Source organism: Gammaproteobacteria bacterium (assembly GCA_033344735.1).
Classification (GTDB): domain Bacteria; phylum Pseudomonadota; class Gammaproteobacteria; order UBA4575; family UBA4575; genus UBA1858.
This window is the reverse complement of the sequence record JAWPMW010000001.1, coordinates 148,774-165,117: the sequence shown is the minus strand read 5'-3', so window position 1 is coordinate 165,117 and position 16,344 is coordinate 148,774. Positions and strand designations below refer to the sequence as shown.

The 16,344-nt window shown below is 36.8% G+C and carries 17 protein-coding genes; 6 read left to right on the top strand and 11 right to left on the bottom strand.

Features of this window, described 5'->3' with window-relative positions:
- Nucleotides 1-8: 8 nt before the first annotated feature.
- The 8 genes from R8G33_00850 to R8G33_00815 are packed head-to-tail and all read right to left on the bottom strand — an operon-like array spanning nt 9 to nt 9,475.
- Nucleotides 9-941, bottom strand: a complete 933-nt coding sequence (locus R8G33_00850; protein ID MDW3094199.1) for a GDP-L-fucose synthase — start codon at nt 939-941, stop codon at nt 9-11.
- A 3-nt stretch (nt 942-944) separates the two neighbouring features.
- On the bottom strand, nt 945-2,033 hold the full coding sequence (gmd, locus tag R8G33_00845) for a GDP-mannose 4,6-dehydratase (GenBank protein ID MDW3094198.1): 1,089 nt from the start codon (nt 2,031-2,033) through the stop codon (nt 945-947).
- 5 nt (nt 2,034-2,038) lie between these two features.
- Nucleotides 2,039-2,788, bottom strand: coding sequence for a WecB/TagA/CpsF family glycosyltransferase (locus R8G33_00840; protein MDW3094197.1), 750 nt, complete (start codon nt 2,786-2,788; stop codon nt 2,039-2,041).
- Nucleotides 2,789-2,791: 3 nt separating this feature from the next.
- On the bottom strand, nt 2,792-3,964 hold the full coding sequence (locus R8G33_00835; GenBank protein ID MDW3094196.1) for a glycosyltransferase family 4 protein: 1,173 nt from the start codon (nt 3,962-3,964) through the stop codon (nt 2,792-2,794).
- Complete coding sequence (locus R8G33_00830; protein ID MDW3094195.1) at nt 3,964-5,079, bottom strand: glycosyltransferase family 4 protein; 1,116 nt, start codon at nt 5,077-5,079, stop codon at nt 3,964-3,966. The genes R8G33_00835 and R8G33_00830 overlap by 1 nt, the downstream gene beginning before the upstream one ends.
- Nucleotides 5,076-6,404 carry an O-antigen ligase family protein gene (locus tag R8G33_00825; protein MDW3094194.1) on the bottom strand — a complete coding sequence of 443 codons (1,329 nt, stop codon included), beginning with the start codon at nt 6,402-6,404 and terminating at the stop codon, nt 5,076-5,078. The genes R8G33_00830 and R8G33_00825 overlap by 4 nt, the downstream gene beginning before the upstream one ends.
- A gap of 9 nt (nt 6,405-6,413) precedes the next feature.
- Entirely contained in the window at nt 6,414-8,375 is a 1,962-nt protein-coding gene (locus R8G33_00820; protein ID MDW3094193.1) for a right-handed parallel beta-helix repeat-containing protein, read from the bottom strand.
- A complete protein-coding gene (locus R8G33_00815; protein MDW3094192.1) occupies nt 8,372-9,475 on the bottom strand; it encodes a hypothetical protein in 1,104 nt (367 codons plus the stop codon). Before R8G33_00815 ends, R8G33_00820 begins: the two co-directional genes overlap by 4 nt.
- Before the next feature lie 231 nt (nt 9,476-9,706).
- On the opposite strand from R8G33_00815, the gene arsC reads away from it, so the two are divergent.
- Genes arsC through R8G33_00800 form a run of 3 tightly spaced genes read left to right on the top strand, consistent with a single transcriptional unit; the run spans nt 9,707 to nt 10,996 of the window.
- The gene (gene arsC, locus R8G33_00810) at nt 9,707-10,048 is read left to right on the top strand and encodes an arsenate reductase (glutaredoxin) (protein MDW3094191.1); all 342 of its coding nucleotides are present in this window, start codon (nt 9,707-9,709) and stop codon (nt 10,046-10,048) included.
- Nucleotides 10,048-10,641, top strand: a complete 594-nt coding sequence (gene wrbA / locus R8G33_00805; GenBank protein ID MDW3094190.1) for an NAD(P)H:quinone oxidoreductase — start codon at nt 10,048-10,050, stop codon at nt 10,639-10,641. The genes arsC and wrbA overlap by 1 nt, the downstream gene beginning before the upstream one ends.
- A 10-nt stretch (nt 10,642-10,651) precedes the next feature.
- Nucleotides 10,652-10,996: a DUF2069 domain-containing protein gene (locus R8G33_00800; GenBank protein MDW3094189.1), complete on the top strand. Its 345-nt coding sequence runs from the start codon at nt 10,652-10,654 to the stop codon at nt 10,994-10,996.
- Here the strand turns inward: R8G33_00800 and hda are convergent.
- The gene (gene hda, locus R8G33_00795) at nt 10,980-11,693 is read right to left on the bottom strand and encodes a DnaA regulatory inactivator Hda (protein ID MDW3094188.1); all 714 of its coding nucleotides are present in this window, start codon (nt 11,691-11,693) and stop codon (nt 10,980-10,982) included. The two genes, R8G33_00800 and hda, sit on opposite strands and share 17 nt — an antisense overlap.
- Before the next feature lie 103 nt (nt 11,694-11,796).
- Nucleotides 11,797-12,354: a CDP-alcohol phosphatidyltransferase family protein gene (locus R8G33_00790; GenBank protein MDW3094187.1), complete on the bottom strand. Its 558-nt coding sequence runs from the start codon at nt 12,352-12,354 to the stop codon at nt 11,797-11,799.
- Between the two features lie 174 nt (nt 12,355-12,528).
- Here R8G33_00790 and purM point away from each other — a divergent pair, with 174 nt between their 5' ends.
- The 3 genes from purM to R8G33_00775 are packed head-to-tail and all read left to right on the top strand — an operon-like array spanning nt 12,529 to nt 15,036.
- A complete protein-coding gene (purM, locus tag R8G33_00785; GenBank protein ID MDW3094186.1) occupies nt 12,529-13,554 on the top strand; it encodes a phosphoribosylformylglycinamidine cyclo-ligase in 1,026 nt (341 codons plus the stop codon).
- Complete coding sequence (gene purN / locus R8G33_00780; protein MDW3094185.1) at nt 13,551-14,207, top strand: phosphoribosylglycinamide formyltransferase; 657 nt, start codon at nt 13,551-13,553, stop codon at nt 14,205-14,207. Before purM ends, purN begins: the two co-directional genes overlap by 4 nt.
- 34 nt (nt 14,208-14,241) lie before the next feature.
- Nucleotides 14,242-15,036 carry a DUF3108 domain-containing protein gene (locus tag R8G33_00775; protein MDW3094184.1) on the top strand — a complete coding sequence of 265 codons (795 nt, stop codon included), beginning with the start codon at nt 14,242-14,244 and terminating at the stop codon, nt 15,034-15,036.
- Here R8G33_00775 and pmbA read toward each other — a convergent pair.
- A complete protein-coding gene (pmbA, locus tag R8G33_00770; protein ID MDW3094183.1) occupies nt 14,996-16,339 on the bottom strand; it encodes a metalloprotease PmbA in 1,344 nt (447 codons plus the stop codon). The genes R8G33_00775 and pmbA overlap by 41 nt on opposite strands.
- Between the last annotated feature and the right edge of the window lie 5 nt (nt 16,340-16,344).

Here is a 16,344-nt window from a genome sequence, read left to right as displayed (position 1 = left end):
CAGATAATTTAATTCGTGAGATTATCTAAATACCACTGATATGTGGCTGCAACACCATCTTCTAATGATGTATTAGCATGCCAACCTAACGAATGAATTTTTGATACGTCAACTAACTTTCTAGGTGTTCCATCAGGCTTGCTTGTGTCATATTCAATATTTCCCTGAAAACCAACAATTGATTTAACCATCTCGCCCAAGTCACTAATCGATACATCCTCACCAACACCGATATTCACAATATCGTTTCCACTATATTCATGCATTAGAAACACACATGCTTGTGCACAGTCATCGACATGACAAAATTCTCTCTTAGGTGAACCTGTTCCCCACATAGTTACACTAGGTGAGTCAGATATTTTTGCTACATGGAATTTTCTAATCAAAGCCGGTAAAACATGAGAATTCTGTAAATCAAAATTATCACCAGGACCATATAAGTTCGTGGGCATTGCAGAAATAAAATCACACCCATGTTGTATTCGATAAGCCTGGCACATTTTGATTCCAGCAATCTTTGCTACTGCATACCATTCATTAGTTGGCTCTAATGGGCCAGATAACAAATACTCTTCTTTTAATGGCTGAGAAGCTAACCTAGGATAAATACAGGTACTACCAAGAAATAGTAATTTTTTAGCTGCTGATTCATAGGCAGCGTTAATAACATTAGCCTCAATCATTAAATTTTTATAAATAAAATCTGCCGGGTAAGAATCGTTGGCTAATATACCTCCCACTTTTGCTGCAGCAAGAAAAACATAATCAGGTTTATTCTCTATAAAAAATTCATTAACAGCCTGCTGATTAGAAAGATCAAGCTCGCTACTAGCGCGTGTAAGAATATTTGAAAATCCCTCAGCAATTAAGTGACGAACAATTGCAGAACCCACCAATCCTCGGTGGCCCGCTACATATATCTTGGCATCTTTTTGCATTACTTACTCTTTATAGTCGAAAGTCTTGAAACCTTTTTCTTTTATTAAGGCATCACGCTTTGCAAGCTGCAAGTCTTCATCAACCATTTCTTTTACTAAACTATCAAAACTTGTTTTATGCACCCACCCTAGCTTCTCCTTAGCTTTGCTTGGGTCACCCAGCAAAGTTTCCACTTCAGTTGGGCGAAAATAACGAGGGTCCACCTGTATCACGACATTTCCATTTTGATCAGTGCCTTTTTCATTGACACCTGAGCCACTCCAGGTAATTTCAATACCAATTTTTTTAGAGGCAATTTCTACAAATTCCCGAACACTATGTTGCTCACCTGTCGCTATCACAAAATCTTCGGCCTCATCTTGCTGAAGCATTATCCATTGTGCTTCTACAAAATCTCGCGCATGACCCCAGTCTCGTTTAGCATCCATATTTCCCAGGTATAAACATTTCTCTAAACCTTCTTTAATACGGGCAAGTCCACGAGTAATTTTGCGCGTGACAAAAGTTTCGCCACGTAACGGTGATTCATGATTAAATAAAATACCATTACAGGCATAGATCCCATAAGCCTCTCGATAATTTACTGTCACCCAGTATGCATACAATTTTGCTACCGCATAAGGTGAACGAGGGTAAAACGGTGTTGTTTCTTTTTGAGGTATTTCTTGCACCTTGCCAAATAGCTCAGAAGTAGACGCCTGGTAGTAACGTGTTTTCTTTTCAAAACCTAAAATTCGAATAGCTTCGAGTATCCTAAGTGCACCAATGGCATCTGAATCTGCAGTATATTCAGGCTCTTCAAACGAAACAGCCACATGACTTTGTGCTGCTAAGTTATAAATCTCATCTGGCTGAATCTGTTGAATAATGCGAATCAAACTAGATGTATCTGTCATATCACCGTAGTGAAGTACAAACTTTTGATTATCTGTATGAGGGTCCTGATAGAGGTGGTCAATACGATCAGTATTGAACAATGATGTACGGCGTTTAATACCATGAACCTCATAGCCTTTCTTTAAAAGAAATTCCGCTAAGTAGGCGCCATCTTGGCCAGTAATACCGGTGATTAGAGCAATCTTATTTGACATGCTTATTATTTTCCATTTGATTCTTTGAACAACAATCTGAGGAATAATGGAGTTGAAATAAAATTTCTTTTCCACATTCTTTTAGGCTCTTTTATTAATCTATGCAACCACTCAATTCCAAGTGAACACATCCACGCTGGCGCTCGTGGCTTTGTCCCAGCATAAAAGTCAAAAACAGCACCAATAGAGCCTATGACTTTCACATTTAACTTTGATTTATTCTGCTCAACCCATTTTTCTTGCTTGGGTGCAGTCATCCCCACCCATAGAACATCTGGTTTTTCTTTATTAATACGTTCAATCATCTCATTATTTTCATCGATGGACCACTCGCCGAATGGTGGAGACAATACACCAGCCAATCTCACACCTGGATAATCCTTCCCAACTGCACTCGCAATTTTATTTAAAACAAGATCTGAGGAACCAAAGAAAAAAACACTTTTCTCAAGTCTTTCAAGTTCTTTCATGGTTATTGAAAACATATCAAAACCAGTAATTCTCTCCACTGGATGTTTCTTGACATAACGACCTGCCAACGCAACTCCTTTTCCATCTGCAACCAGTACATTAGTACTTTTTAATGCCTTTTTAAAAAGGGCATCATCAAGACTAACTACAAGTGAGTGAGGATTAGCACATGCCAAGGTTAGCGGCTCAATACCATTTTTTATGGCATCACTAATTTCTAATGATAACTGAGCTTTATCTTTACCAGATATTTCAATATCAAATATAGTCAGATTACTATTCATTTATTACGATAAAACAGAGTTATATATATCCAATGTCTGTTGAAAAACCGACTCTCTTGTATACATACGTTCAAATTCCTTTCTTGCATTTACCCTCAAGCTCTTAAGTAACTCCGCATTGCCAGAAAGATGGCTACACACATCAGCGAGATCGCCTGAATTACCTACTTCAAACGTCAAGCCAGTAACACCATCTTTTATAATCTCCGATTGACCACCTATATTCGACACTATAATGGGCGTTCCACAAGCAAATGCTTCTAATAAACTAATAGGAAATCCCTCATAACAATTTGAAGGTAGAATCATAAAGCTTGCATCTTGAATAGCTGGAATCACTTCATGCCTAGATAAATAACCCATAAATCTTACATTAATATTATTTTCATCCACATATTTTTTACATTTAGCTAATAATTCACCATCACCCACAATTCTCAACTCTATTCCATTAGTTTTTTTCCAAGCATTTAAGAGAGTATATACACCTTTTTCTTCGGTCACTCTGCCAACAAAAATTGCATAATTTTGCTTTATTTCTCTCATCTTCGGAGGATCTGGCAAGAAATTTGGCCGCGTAACAAATTGCTCAGATGAAAAACCCGCTTCTATAAATTTTTTCTCTGCAAACTTGGTCAGCGTTATATAACGATCTACGTTATTTGCATAAGATCCATTATAACGATTTCTTTTTAAACAAAGGACTTGTGAAGCAGTCGCAGAAAGAGAATTTCTATAACATTTATATTTTAACGCATTAAACATAGAGCCAGAAACGCAAAGCTCACAAGACTTACCTTCTCTCAAAAGCAAAGCATTAGCACAAAGCAATCTAAAATTATGCAATGTTTGAATGACAGGTATACCCATGTCCTTACAGGCAGCGTATCCGCTTGGTGTTATTTGAGGAAATGTATTATGAAAATGAACTATATCGGGTTTAAAAGATTGTATTTTTGATTTTATGTTTCTATAAGAGACCGACGACCAACTATTACTCAACCCAAGCTTTAATCTCTCCAATCCACTAAAACCTTCCAAGTCATCATTAAATTTTTCAAATGTGGCAATATTCAGACCACTATTAGATAGCATTTCCTTTTCATTTGAATACGCTATGTCTTCACCACTTGGTGCAGTTGTTCTGTAAAAATTATGGGCTAGAAGAATCCTCATTAACTTTCAAGACATTTCATTATTCCACCTGCAAAATTTTCTGCCATTGATTGAATAGAATACAATTCAGATGATCTCTCACATCCCTTCTCTAGAGTGGCTTGCTTTAGAGGGCTGCTTAAATAATCTTTAACAGCTTTGACATATGCATCAATATCATACTCAACCATCATTCCATTAAAACCATCATTCATATACTCAATTTCTGGACTATGAATCGGGATGTCTGTTGTAATAATTGGTGTTTTTGCAGAAAAACTATCAATAATTGCTAGGCCCACCAATCCGGGCATTAGCATAGCTTTTGACATCTTCAAGTAAGGCACTCTATCACTACCGAATAACGGGCCTACAAATTTTATACATGAATTATTCTCTGCAGCATTCTCAACTTTATCTTGGTCTGGACCTTCACCGATTATTAAAATAGTAAAATTTTCTATTTCATTCGCTAATCTTAAAGAAGCCTCAAGCAGAAAATCAATTTTTTTGTGAGAATAAATACCGCCACAATAAACACATATATTTTCTCCAACTATATTGTATTTATGTTTGATCTCTTTGACTTTAGTATCATATTCGACCTTTTCAACTTCAAAGATAGAAGTATCAATTGAATTATTAACGATCGTTATGTTTTTTTGATTATAACCTTTGTTTATCAACACTCTTCTAGTATGCTCAGTGTAACCAAACCACCAATCTGCTTTATTCAGAATAAAGTCTTTTATTTTACCGTTACCATCGCCCTGAAGATTCTCTCCATGCCCCCAAAGTGCAATTTTATCTGCAGGATTATTTAGCAATATTAGATATAAGTTAATAAAACTTGCCGCATGTTCTGCAATCAATAGATTTGACTTTATCTCTTTACCCAGCGCCATCCTATATATTGTCTTACCAAATAATTTGTAATATTGACACCCGACTTTCTTCGCCCATCTTTTATTTACATTTATAGTCTTTGGTACTTGTCCACTCTCTTCATTCGAATATAGGATCTGTAAAACTATATTTTTATCTCGTAACAACCCATCAAGTTCATCAAAGAATGGTATTCTGTAATGAGGTAATATTTTTTGCAGAATTACAACGCCTCTAAAATTAGTATTCATGACTTCTTAAAGGCCAACATCCTTCTATAGTGAATATAAGATAAAGCGGACACCCCATACACATAAACACCAAACTCAGTTGCATAATTTAATGTATTATCAGTTAGCATGGTTATTAGCATAGTCACTATGGATGCAATAGAAACCACGCTATATATTACGGCATCATTTACCCTAAAAATGAAACCTAATTTATATGAACGAACACAGACATAGATTAACTGAAATATTGCCGCCAAATAAATAATTAGTCCTGTCAAGCCAAGGTCTAAAAATAATCTATAAAAATCTGAGTGCAATGCATTCACATGGCCATATCTGCCTAACCACGCATCAACAGATCCGGAACCTGACCCTAAAACTATATCGCTATCTTTAAATTCTCTACTAGCACTTTCCCATAACTCCAGCCTACCAGAAGTATTCAGATTACTGATAAACTTATCAGGATCATTTATTATATCTAGATAGCTAGCCGTATTAGGATCATAAAACATTCTTTCTTTCATTTGATCAAGGTAGAAAAATGAAGATACTACGACAAACAATAACGCCGAACTCACAAGGACCTTAAATAAATTATTCTTACTAAGCAAAAAATAAACAATAATAGAACCGACAAAATAAGAAAGTATTCCAATTCTTACAAAAGCCAATATAACTGACATAGATATAACTATATAAACTACAAGACTAAGTTTGTCTTTATCCTGCAACCATTTCGATAAAGCCAGAAATCCAGGCACTAACAAGAAAAATGAAAAATTCGCCGGGCTCATATAAGGGACAGCCAATGTATGCAACCCAAGGACCCCATAAGTTTGCTTGACAGGCCCAAACAGACCTCCCGAAAATACATTCAATATAGCAATGGCTATACTTGATATAGCAGCAAGATAGATAATGATTTCAACAACTTTTATTTTCTTAAAATTATTCGCCAGCGATACAACTACCATCACATAAAAAATAAAAGGAAATACATATTTAACATATGACCTTAAAGACTCCATTCCAGCATTCGACCAAAATAATGATAGCATCGCAAAAAAACAGAACAACAAATATATATTATGCTTTAATATTACTAAAGTTGCTTTTTGCAGATTGATAATGACTATTAATAGAACAGCAAGAAAAACAGCGAAAAGAAATAATGCTTGGGAATTTAACCCACCAAATGTTTCTAAAAATATCGCTGGGCCAGTTAATAATGAAATGGGGATCCCTCCCACTAGCAGAATCAAATATATAAACCCAGGAGGAGAGTATAACGCTAGGAATAACATTAAAATTATTATTATAAAAACAATCAATACAGACATATTGGTCAATCAATAAATATAGTCTAGAATATCTTTAAAATTACAGGCATCCTTAACCGAACAATGATATAGAATTTTTTTAATTTGCTTTGAAGATAACCCCTCCAAATCTACAAATGAAATATTATCTTTATAGATACCATTATCTTTCACACTTTCAGCAATATTATTTTTTCCACTGTTAATAAAATTATTATTATAAACCTTATTATTCAAAGGCACTCCAGGATCACTATTTATTATTGAAGAGATTCCCGGATAACTATCGACCCATACATCACTTTGAAATGGGACCGTGTTTAATTTTTTAAACATTACATTACCCTTTTCAATTGAATTAGAAGCCCAATTCAATGCCCGATCATCTGCATGAATTGGTATATGAGTTTCAACAAACAGATTGTCTATGACAGAATTATCCCTACCACCACCTATCAAGACACCGCGGTAAACATTATAAAATATATTCTCCACAATAGTTGTGCCACTTAACATGTCATCCAGGTAAACAGCATTGACATCATCTAAACCTTTAGACTTAGAGATGTTGAAAAATAAATTACGCTTTATAAGATTGCCTCTATATGACCAATCTCTGCCTGCATAGATTGCACCTGCATCACCAGTATCGAGACATACATCATGGATAATATTATTTTCAATCTTATGTTCATTACCTTCGAAATAAATCCCCATATGCGGCGCATTTCTAATTAAATTTTCTTCAACAGTGACACCTACACCATATAATTTTATTCCAGCCTGTTTAGTAGCAATGTGCCTGCCATAATGTTCAATTATATTTCCTTTAACCAAATGTTTAGAAGATTCAAGAGATTGCCTATCTCCCGCATTAATGACTATTGGACTAGCGCCAATATATGAAATAATATTATTCAATAAATTATGTTTAATGCCACCATCAATATGAATTGCACTTACACCCGACCCTATAAACTCGCAATCTTTAATAGTATTATTGACACCGCCCTCAACTTTAATACCTATGCCACGCCCACCAATAAATGTGATATTTTCAACTAAGACATTTTCTACATTAGATAATTTTATTAAAGGTGACTTGAGCAAAGTTAAAATTGCATCATAATTTTTATTATCACCTTTAAATATAAACTTTAATAATTTTCTTTTACGTTCTATATAAAACTCACCTGCAACATCAAGTTCACTTCTAATGTTTGAAAAGTAGAACCTCCTATTTTCATGTAACCCATAATAGTGAGGTGAATCTAGCGTAATTGCATGTTTGTTAAAATTAATTGACTTAATTTTGAGTGGCTCATCGAACCAATCCCATTTAAAGTAACCTCTTACCCATATATCTGATTCACCGGCCCAATTTCTTATACGCTTACTATTAAATTTAAATACAGGCAAATTAGGAGATATTCTTGCCTCGCGCGGTATAGATCCTATTGATATAACATCTCCAGTTCTTAAATATCCATGATTTGGCCATCTAGCTAATTGATATGGTCGCTTATTAATTATTAACTCTTCAAAAGAATAATCGCCACGCCCCCAATAAAGCTTTTCATCTAGTTTATTTAAATACCCCAAGTCATATGTATAATTATTTGCATAAGTATTATTTACGTTAGATTCATTAATACCAAATGCTACCCCACCAATAAATCTTACATTATCACCATCACCAATAAGATTTATCTCTTTAACTTTTTCCGGAAACCCACTTGCAGATATGCTTAATGTTTGATCAAAGTAATAATCCCCATTATCGAAAGAAAATTTTACTTTTGTATCACGATTTAATTTAGCCTTCTTAACAGAATGAATTGCTTCTACAATATTTTCATATTTTGAAATAAAGCAACTTTCCAAATTCTCTTTACATTCAGAATTCTCATAAATAACTGCAACATCAGCATGCACGATATTGGGAATTAGTAACGTAATAATTAAATTATATAAAATAATTCTTGCTTTCATACATATATTTCATTATTTAATTTTTTAAACCAAGCTTTATGATTCAGACGATAGACCAATAACCAGCTTACCTGTGTAACTATCAAGCCAATGCAAGCACCTATTACTCCTAAATTATTTATCAGAAAATATATTGCGCAAAGAGATACGACTAGTGAAAGAAACCTTGCATAAAATGGAATTCGTGGATTGTCTGAGGAAATATAAAATATTCTGTAGAAATTATTAGTGCATGCTAATAGATAAGCTATCGAGAACAATGGTATTAGATATGCGTGATTTGAGTAAGCATCTCCATACAAAAGCAATAGAATTTCTTTTCCAAAAATACTAACAAATACTAACAACCCAGATATAATTATTAGCGTGGATAGACTATATAACTTCAGTTGTGAAAACCATTTCGAAACTCCAGAATCGTTTAAAGTTTGTCTCACAGCAGACATAGCATAAAACCCAACTCCAGCAATAAATACATTTGTCACATTTAACAAATTCTGAACTACTCCAAAAACTGCGACTTCTTCTGCAGCTCTAAAATACCCCAGCGCAATAACATAGATTTGTATTGAAAAACTGTAAGCCAATGCCTCTAACAGCAGCCATTTACCCATGTCCCAGCTCTTGATAGTTATACTTAAACATGACTCTTTAACCTTATATTCCAGGGAAAAATAGAATTTATTTAAGTCGATAAATAAATAAGCTACAGCCAAGATCCAACTAATAGTTGAAACCACAAAAGCTAAATTCAATGAAGCATTTGAATAATGCATAACAACAACAACGATGAATACTCTTATAATATTTGTTGTCAAATCTATATAAAATAACCTTTTAATATCAAACAATGCTATATAGACACTTCGAGTAAATTGGTTTGCTAAAACAAATACAACAAAGAACAAGTAACTTAATATTAATGTTGAGTCGAAATTGTAAAAATAAGTTAACAATAAAGTCACGAAAGAAAGAAATACTGTTAAAATTAAATGCATAGCAAGCTGACAAGAAATATAACTTTTACAGCGTTGTTTTTTATAAGCAACGCCTTTGACTCTTATTGGCTCCGCTATCAAAGCATTATGTATACCAAGCATGACCACACTTATGGTAAACAGTAGCGTATACAAACCCAAGTCATCCACCTCGAGATAGCGGGCTAGGATTACAAATGTTAAAAAATTAGACAGAGTTACAACTATCTGATCTAGTAAAGCATAACCGGGCTGCTTCAACCCCTCCAAAAATAACTTAGATAGCAACATAAAAATTCATCATATTATATAATTACTTTTAATTTTGCTTATTGCATTAATACTACTACTATCATGTCATCAATATACTACAACCCCAATTGCTCTAAATGTCGTCAAACCAAATCTATATTCGATGAAAAGAATATCGATTTAGATATTATTGAATATTTAAGCAATACACCCACTAAAGAAGAGCTTACCCACATCACTAACCTAGGGATACCATCTAAAGACTTAATTCGCACTGGTGAAGACGAATGGTCGCAAACCGGGCTGGATATTGAAACAGCCTCAGATGACGATTTGATTAATGCGATCATTCAATACCCCATTTTACTCCAACGCCCAATTGTGATTGCGAATGGTAAAGCCGTGATTGCTCGCCCGCCTGAGAGAGTATTGGAGATTCTGTAATGGGCCCAATTCTTGTTCTTTACTACAGTCGCCATGGTGCTACACGTGATATGGCATATAAAATTGCGCGTGGTGTTGAACAAGTACCTGTTGAAGTGAAGATACGTACGGTGCCTGCTGTTTCAGCCAATTGCGAGGCCACTGAGTCAGATATTCCGGAATCGGGTGATGTGTACGCTGAACTGTCTGATTTGGAAGAATGTTCAGGATTAATCATGGGTAGCCCTACGCGATTTGGCAATATGGCAGCGCCTTTGAAGTATTTCTTAGATGGCACCAGTGGGTTGTGGTTAAAAGGTGCGTTGGAAAATAAACCTGCGGCTGTGTTTACGTCTACTAGTAGCATGCATGGTGGGCAGGAAAGCACTTTGCTTTCTATGATGTTACCGTTACTTCACCACGGCATGGTGATGGCAGGTTTGCCTTATAGTGAACCTGATTTAGCGAAAACTTCTACGGGTGGCACGCCTTATGGCGCTAGTCATGTGTCTGGGCATTCTGGTGATTTACCCGTGAGCGATGAGGAGTCTCGGCTTTGTATTGCATTAGGTAAACGGGTTGCTGGCTTGGCTTTGAAACTTGCTGACCAATAAGAACCTCTTTATGTATTACAAACTCACGCTCCTTAGTTATTTCGTTTTATTGTTTGGCCAAGTGCTTTGGATTGGCTGGCTTAACCCTGTGACGATTATTCCTAAGAGTGTTACTTTGTTATTTATTGTCGCCCCTTTGTTGCTTCCTTTGCGTGGTTTGCTGAATGAAAACTTTAAAACGTTTAAGTGGGTGACTTTATTTATATGGGCGTATTTTACAATTGGTATTTGGAACTGCGCCAATGAGTCTCAGTGGCCTCTGGGTGCTTTACAAGTATCCATGAGTTTATTAATTTTTGTTGGCACGGTGATGTATTGCCGCACACACGATACTCGGCCTAAGAAGGAAGCGTAGCTAGCGTTTTCTTTAAGAAAGGAATAGTCACTTTGCGTTGTTCTTCTAGTGACGCTTTGTCTAACACGTCTACCATTTTCACCATGCTTGATACATCACGCTTGTAACGTGTCAGTAAGTAATTTTTAACTTCATCACTCAGGTCCAATCCACGCACTTTTACATGAAAATTCAAAGCATCGTTTAATTGTGGTTCTTCTAACGGTGTTAATTTGTATACCGGCCCCCACACTGCACGTGAATTTAGATCAGCCAATTCAAACAATGTTTCTGTTGGTTCTGACAGTGAAGAAATAACAATAATGGTTTTCTGCGAACGATGATGGTTGATAAAATTAAATAACGCTTTTTCCCATTGCGGGTTTTTTGCTATTACTTGAACATCATCAATACACACTAAATCCAAGTCTTGTAGTTCTCCTATACTTGCAGGGTCTTGGGTTAATAAATCTTTCATTGGAATATACATAGCACGCTTATGTGACTCCGAAGCAATTCGACACATGGCTTGTAATAGATGTGTTTTCCCAGTGCCTTCAACGCCCCATAGAAAAATTTGCGGCTCCTCTAGTACGCCTGATGCCACATTCTTTAGCACACTCACTAATGTCGCATCTGAACCCGGGTAATAGGTTTCAAAAGTATTGGCTTGCGCAAGCTGTAGGTTAAGCGCCTGTTGAGGATTACTTGAATTCATTTAGCTAGTTTGGCTTAGCTTGGGGGAGGGTGCAATGGAATTGAGTTCACACACTAAGATTAAAGATAATTCTAAGTCACCCCAGCAAACAACTTGTTTATTCCTACATATGCTTCTGAGCATACTTAGATGCTCGGCGCGACCATTCCATGGCATAACTCATACCACTACCAACGGTCGTACAGGCAACAATGGTCATGAGCACGTTTAAAATTTGCACATGCAATGGACCAACTTGCGCATAAATCAAACTTGCCGCCAAAATGATTTGTGCAAAAGTATTTATCTTACTGATTGTCAACGGCTCTATTTTTAATTGCCGGGTAGACAGATGATAATAGAATGCGCTTGTTAGCAGAATAACATCACGCGCAACGATAATAGCTGCTAACCACCAAGGCACCCAGCCTAACGCTGCAAATGCGATGAATGTGCTGAGTAACATTAATTTATCTGCTAATGGATCTAAATATGCGCCTAAGGCTGTTTTCCAACCATAACAACGAGCAAGAAATCCATCGAGTGCATCAGACACTCCCATAAGCAAGACTAGTATAAGGGAACGTTCAAATTGATGATGGAAAAGCATCCAAATCAAACAAGGAACACAAAGAATCCGAGCACTAGTTATTGCATTAGGTATGTATTTAGCCTTTAACATTACTAGACAATCTCCTGACTTCCCGCATTTCATCAACAGCACTATGCGGTGTTATAGTATTTACTTGTATAAAGATATCATAATCGTGCAAGATATTTCAGTAATACCCTTGTATTTCAAGTGGTTAGATGTAATTCTTTTAATTTCAACACCTTAAAACATTCAAAATTATCCATGGGACTCACATATAAAGACGCAGGCGTCGATATTGATGCCGGCAACGAACTTGTTAACAGAATCAAAGGCGCTGTCAAAAGCACTCACCGCGAAGGAGTGATGTCCGATATTGGTGGATTTGGCGGGCTATTCGAATTAGCCTCGCACAAATATAAAAACCCTATTCTGGTCTCAGGCACTGATGGTGTGGGCACCAAATTGAAATTAGCCCATCAATTAAACAAGCACGACACCATTGGTATCGATTTAGTTGCTATGTGTGTCAACGATGTGATTGTGCAAGGCGCAGAACCTTTATTTTTCCTTGATTACTTCGCTACCGGAAAACTTGAAGTAGAGGATAGCGCTGCTGTAGTGACTGGTATTGCCGAAGGCTGCAAGCAAGCAGGTGCTGCATTGATTGGTGGAGAAACTGCTGAGATGCCAGGCATGTATGGCAATGGCGAATATGACCTTGCTGGTTTTTGTGTTGGCGTAGCAGATAAAGACAAACTAATCACTGGTGACAACATTAATTCTGGTGACGTCATTATTGGCATGCATTCTAGCGGCGTACATTCAAATGGCTTTTCTCTGGTGAATAAATTGTTAGAACAGAAAAATTTTTCGCTAAGTAATTCATTTGAGGCTAGCACCTTAGGTGAAACATTATTAACACCTACAAAAATTTATGTGAAAGCGCTATTAGAAATAATCGCTGACAACTCTATACATGGACTATGCCATGTAACAGGTGGTGGCATCACTGAAAACCTGCCGCGTGTTTTACCAGATAATGTATACGCAGAAGTTAATTTACAAAGCTGGAAACGTTTACCTATTTTTGATTGGATTCAGGAGCAAGGTAATGTTGCGGATGAAGAAATGTTACGCGTATTTAACTGTGGCATTGGCATGTTAGTCGTGGCTAAACAAAATGATGCAGACAGCATAATAAATGCTTGTTCTAATCATAATATTAATGCTGATGTGATTGGTGAAGTTAAAACAAGCGAAGGTGCTTCCCATGTCATTTACACATGAGCCATTCCGCTAACAAGATAGGTGTGCTTGTCTCTGGCGGCGGCACAAACCTGCAATCTATTATTGATAAAATTCACTTCGGTGATTGCGCTGCTGAGATTGAGTGTGTCGTCAGTAATGTTGCTGATGCTTATGCGTTGAAACGTGCAGATAATGCAAACATCCCACATCATGTTATTTCTCATAAGAAATTCGCTGGTCGCGCTGAGTTTGAACAAGCATTAATTAAAACATTGGATAGCTATGATATAGATATCATTGTCCTCGCAGGTTTTATGCGTGTGCTTGAATCTACCTTTATATCTCATTACCTTGGGCGAATACTCAATATTCACCCATCTTTATTACCCAAATATAGCGGTTTAAATACCCACCAACGAGTATTAAATAACGGCGATTCGTCACATGGTTGTAGTGTGCACTTTGCTACTACGGAACTTGATGGCGGCCCAGTGATCTTACAAGCAAGCGTTCCAGTTTTGGACAATGATGACGTAGAAATACTGGCAAAACGCGTATTACAACAAGAACATATAATTTACCCTAAATGTGTACAGTGGTTATGCGAAAACAGAATTTATTATCAGGATGGTTGCGCGTATTTCGACAAGCAACTATTAACCTCACCTTTGCAGCTCGAGCACGTACAATAGGTTCAATAGAGTTAATCTAATAGAAATAGCCAGCATGAAAAATACTTTTATCACATTCTTATTGTTATTAGCGACTAGCGTTTCTGCGCAAGACTTCAGCCTAGCACTGGCTACTCCCAATATGCCACCTGCATTCACTGCCGAGTATGCGGTTAAAGTTAGCGGAATGAACGTGGGAACACTGGATGTAAATTTGTCTCAAACTGACCCAGAAAATTGGACTTATCATTCCAGCTCAAGCGCATTGGGTTTAGCTGCAATGTTTGTCGGTAGCAATGCAATAACTGATACTTCCAAACTAACATTACTGGATGGCACGATTCGTCCAATGTTTTATGAGCGCATTCGAAAAACCAAAAGCGTTGATAAAAGTGAACGAGTATTTTATCAATGGCATAAACAATTAGCTCAATCTGAATATAAAGATCGTAAACAGGAAATAAATTTAACCGATCTGACCACTGACAAATTCACATTACAATTGCTGATAATGGCAAATATAAAAAATATTCCTGAAAAAATAACCTTGCCAGTTATCTCTAAAGCCAAACTAAAAGAGTATCAAATTGTTAACCTAGGTGAAGTCAAACTCAATACCATTTATGGTGAACGCGATACAATTTTAATTGAACGCATAAAAGATGATTCTTCTTATAGAATCTGGGCAGACCCTGCTTCACATGGTTTACCGCTGCAAATAGAGAGAATTAAAGAAGGTAAAACAGAATATATTGTGAAAATTCAAGATAGTTCGCTACATGAAGCTAGCGAAAAGATTACAATGCAGTCTACGAACCTCCAGCAACCGTCATATTATCAACCAAGATAGAACCACACTGAATATTGCCACGTCTATCTGTGTCATTACCGATTGCGGCGATATTCATAAACATATCCTCTAAGTTTCCTGCTACGGTAATTTCTTCTACCGGATATTGAATTTCACCATTTTCCACCCAAAAACCTGATGCGCCTCGTGAATAATCGCCAGTGACTGTGTTGACACCATGGCCAATTAACTCAGTCACTAATAAGCCTGTGCCCATATCATTGAGTAGATCTTGTTGTGACTTATTACTATGGGTCATCTGTATATTGTGTACACCACCCGCATTTGCTGTAGTTTGCATGCCCAATTTACGTGCGGAGTAACTACTTAATACATAACCCTGGAGTACTCCATCTTCAACAACATTTCTTGATTGTGTGCGTACGCCTTCATTGTCAAATGGCACACTTCCCAAACCACCAATCATGTGAGGATCTTCAGTGATTGTCAGCCAAGATGGCAATATTTTTTTGTTAATTGAGTCCACTAAAAATGATGCTTGACGATAAAGCGCACCACCACTAATAGCAGAGACCAAATGGCCAACTAATGATCGTGCTAATGATGGCTCAAACAGGATAGGCACAGAACACGTTTTCATGCCTCTCGCACCTAAGCGGCGAACCGTTCTTTCTCGCGCCATGGCGCCTACTGATTCAACATCTTCAAGATTATTTGCATTCCTATCTACTGCATACCAGTAATCGCGCTGCATTCCTTTGTCGTCGCCTGCAATCACAGAACAACTAATACTATGACGTGTACCTCGATATTCACCAGTAAACCCATGTGAGTTTGCGTAACAAAGATGTGTGTTAATACTGCTAACACTGGCACCTTCAGAATTCACTACACGTTTATCATCACGAGCAACTTGTTCACAAAGAATTGCTTGTTCTAATGCACTATCGGGCTCAATATCCCACGGATGATCTAAGTCTAGCTGCGGATAATCTGTAGCCATTAACTCTGCATCAGCAAGACCTGCACAATCATCTTCTGCAGTAAACTTTGCAATTTCCAACGCAGAATCAATAGCACGATTAATGGCTTCCGAACTAACAATATTTGTACTTGCTGCCCCTTTTGCTTTACCTCGATATACAGTCACGCCCATTGAACGTTGGTTATGATGCTCTACAGTTTCAACTTCACCCAAACGCGCGGTAACTGAATATCCCTTATCATTACTTGCTGCAACTTCGACTTGATCAGCTCCATTTCCACGCGCATATTCCACGGCATGTGAAAGTAACGATTTCAACGAATCGTCATTAATTGTTATATCTAAAGATGAGCTCATAATTA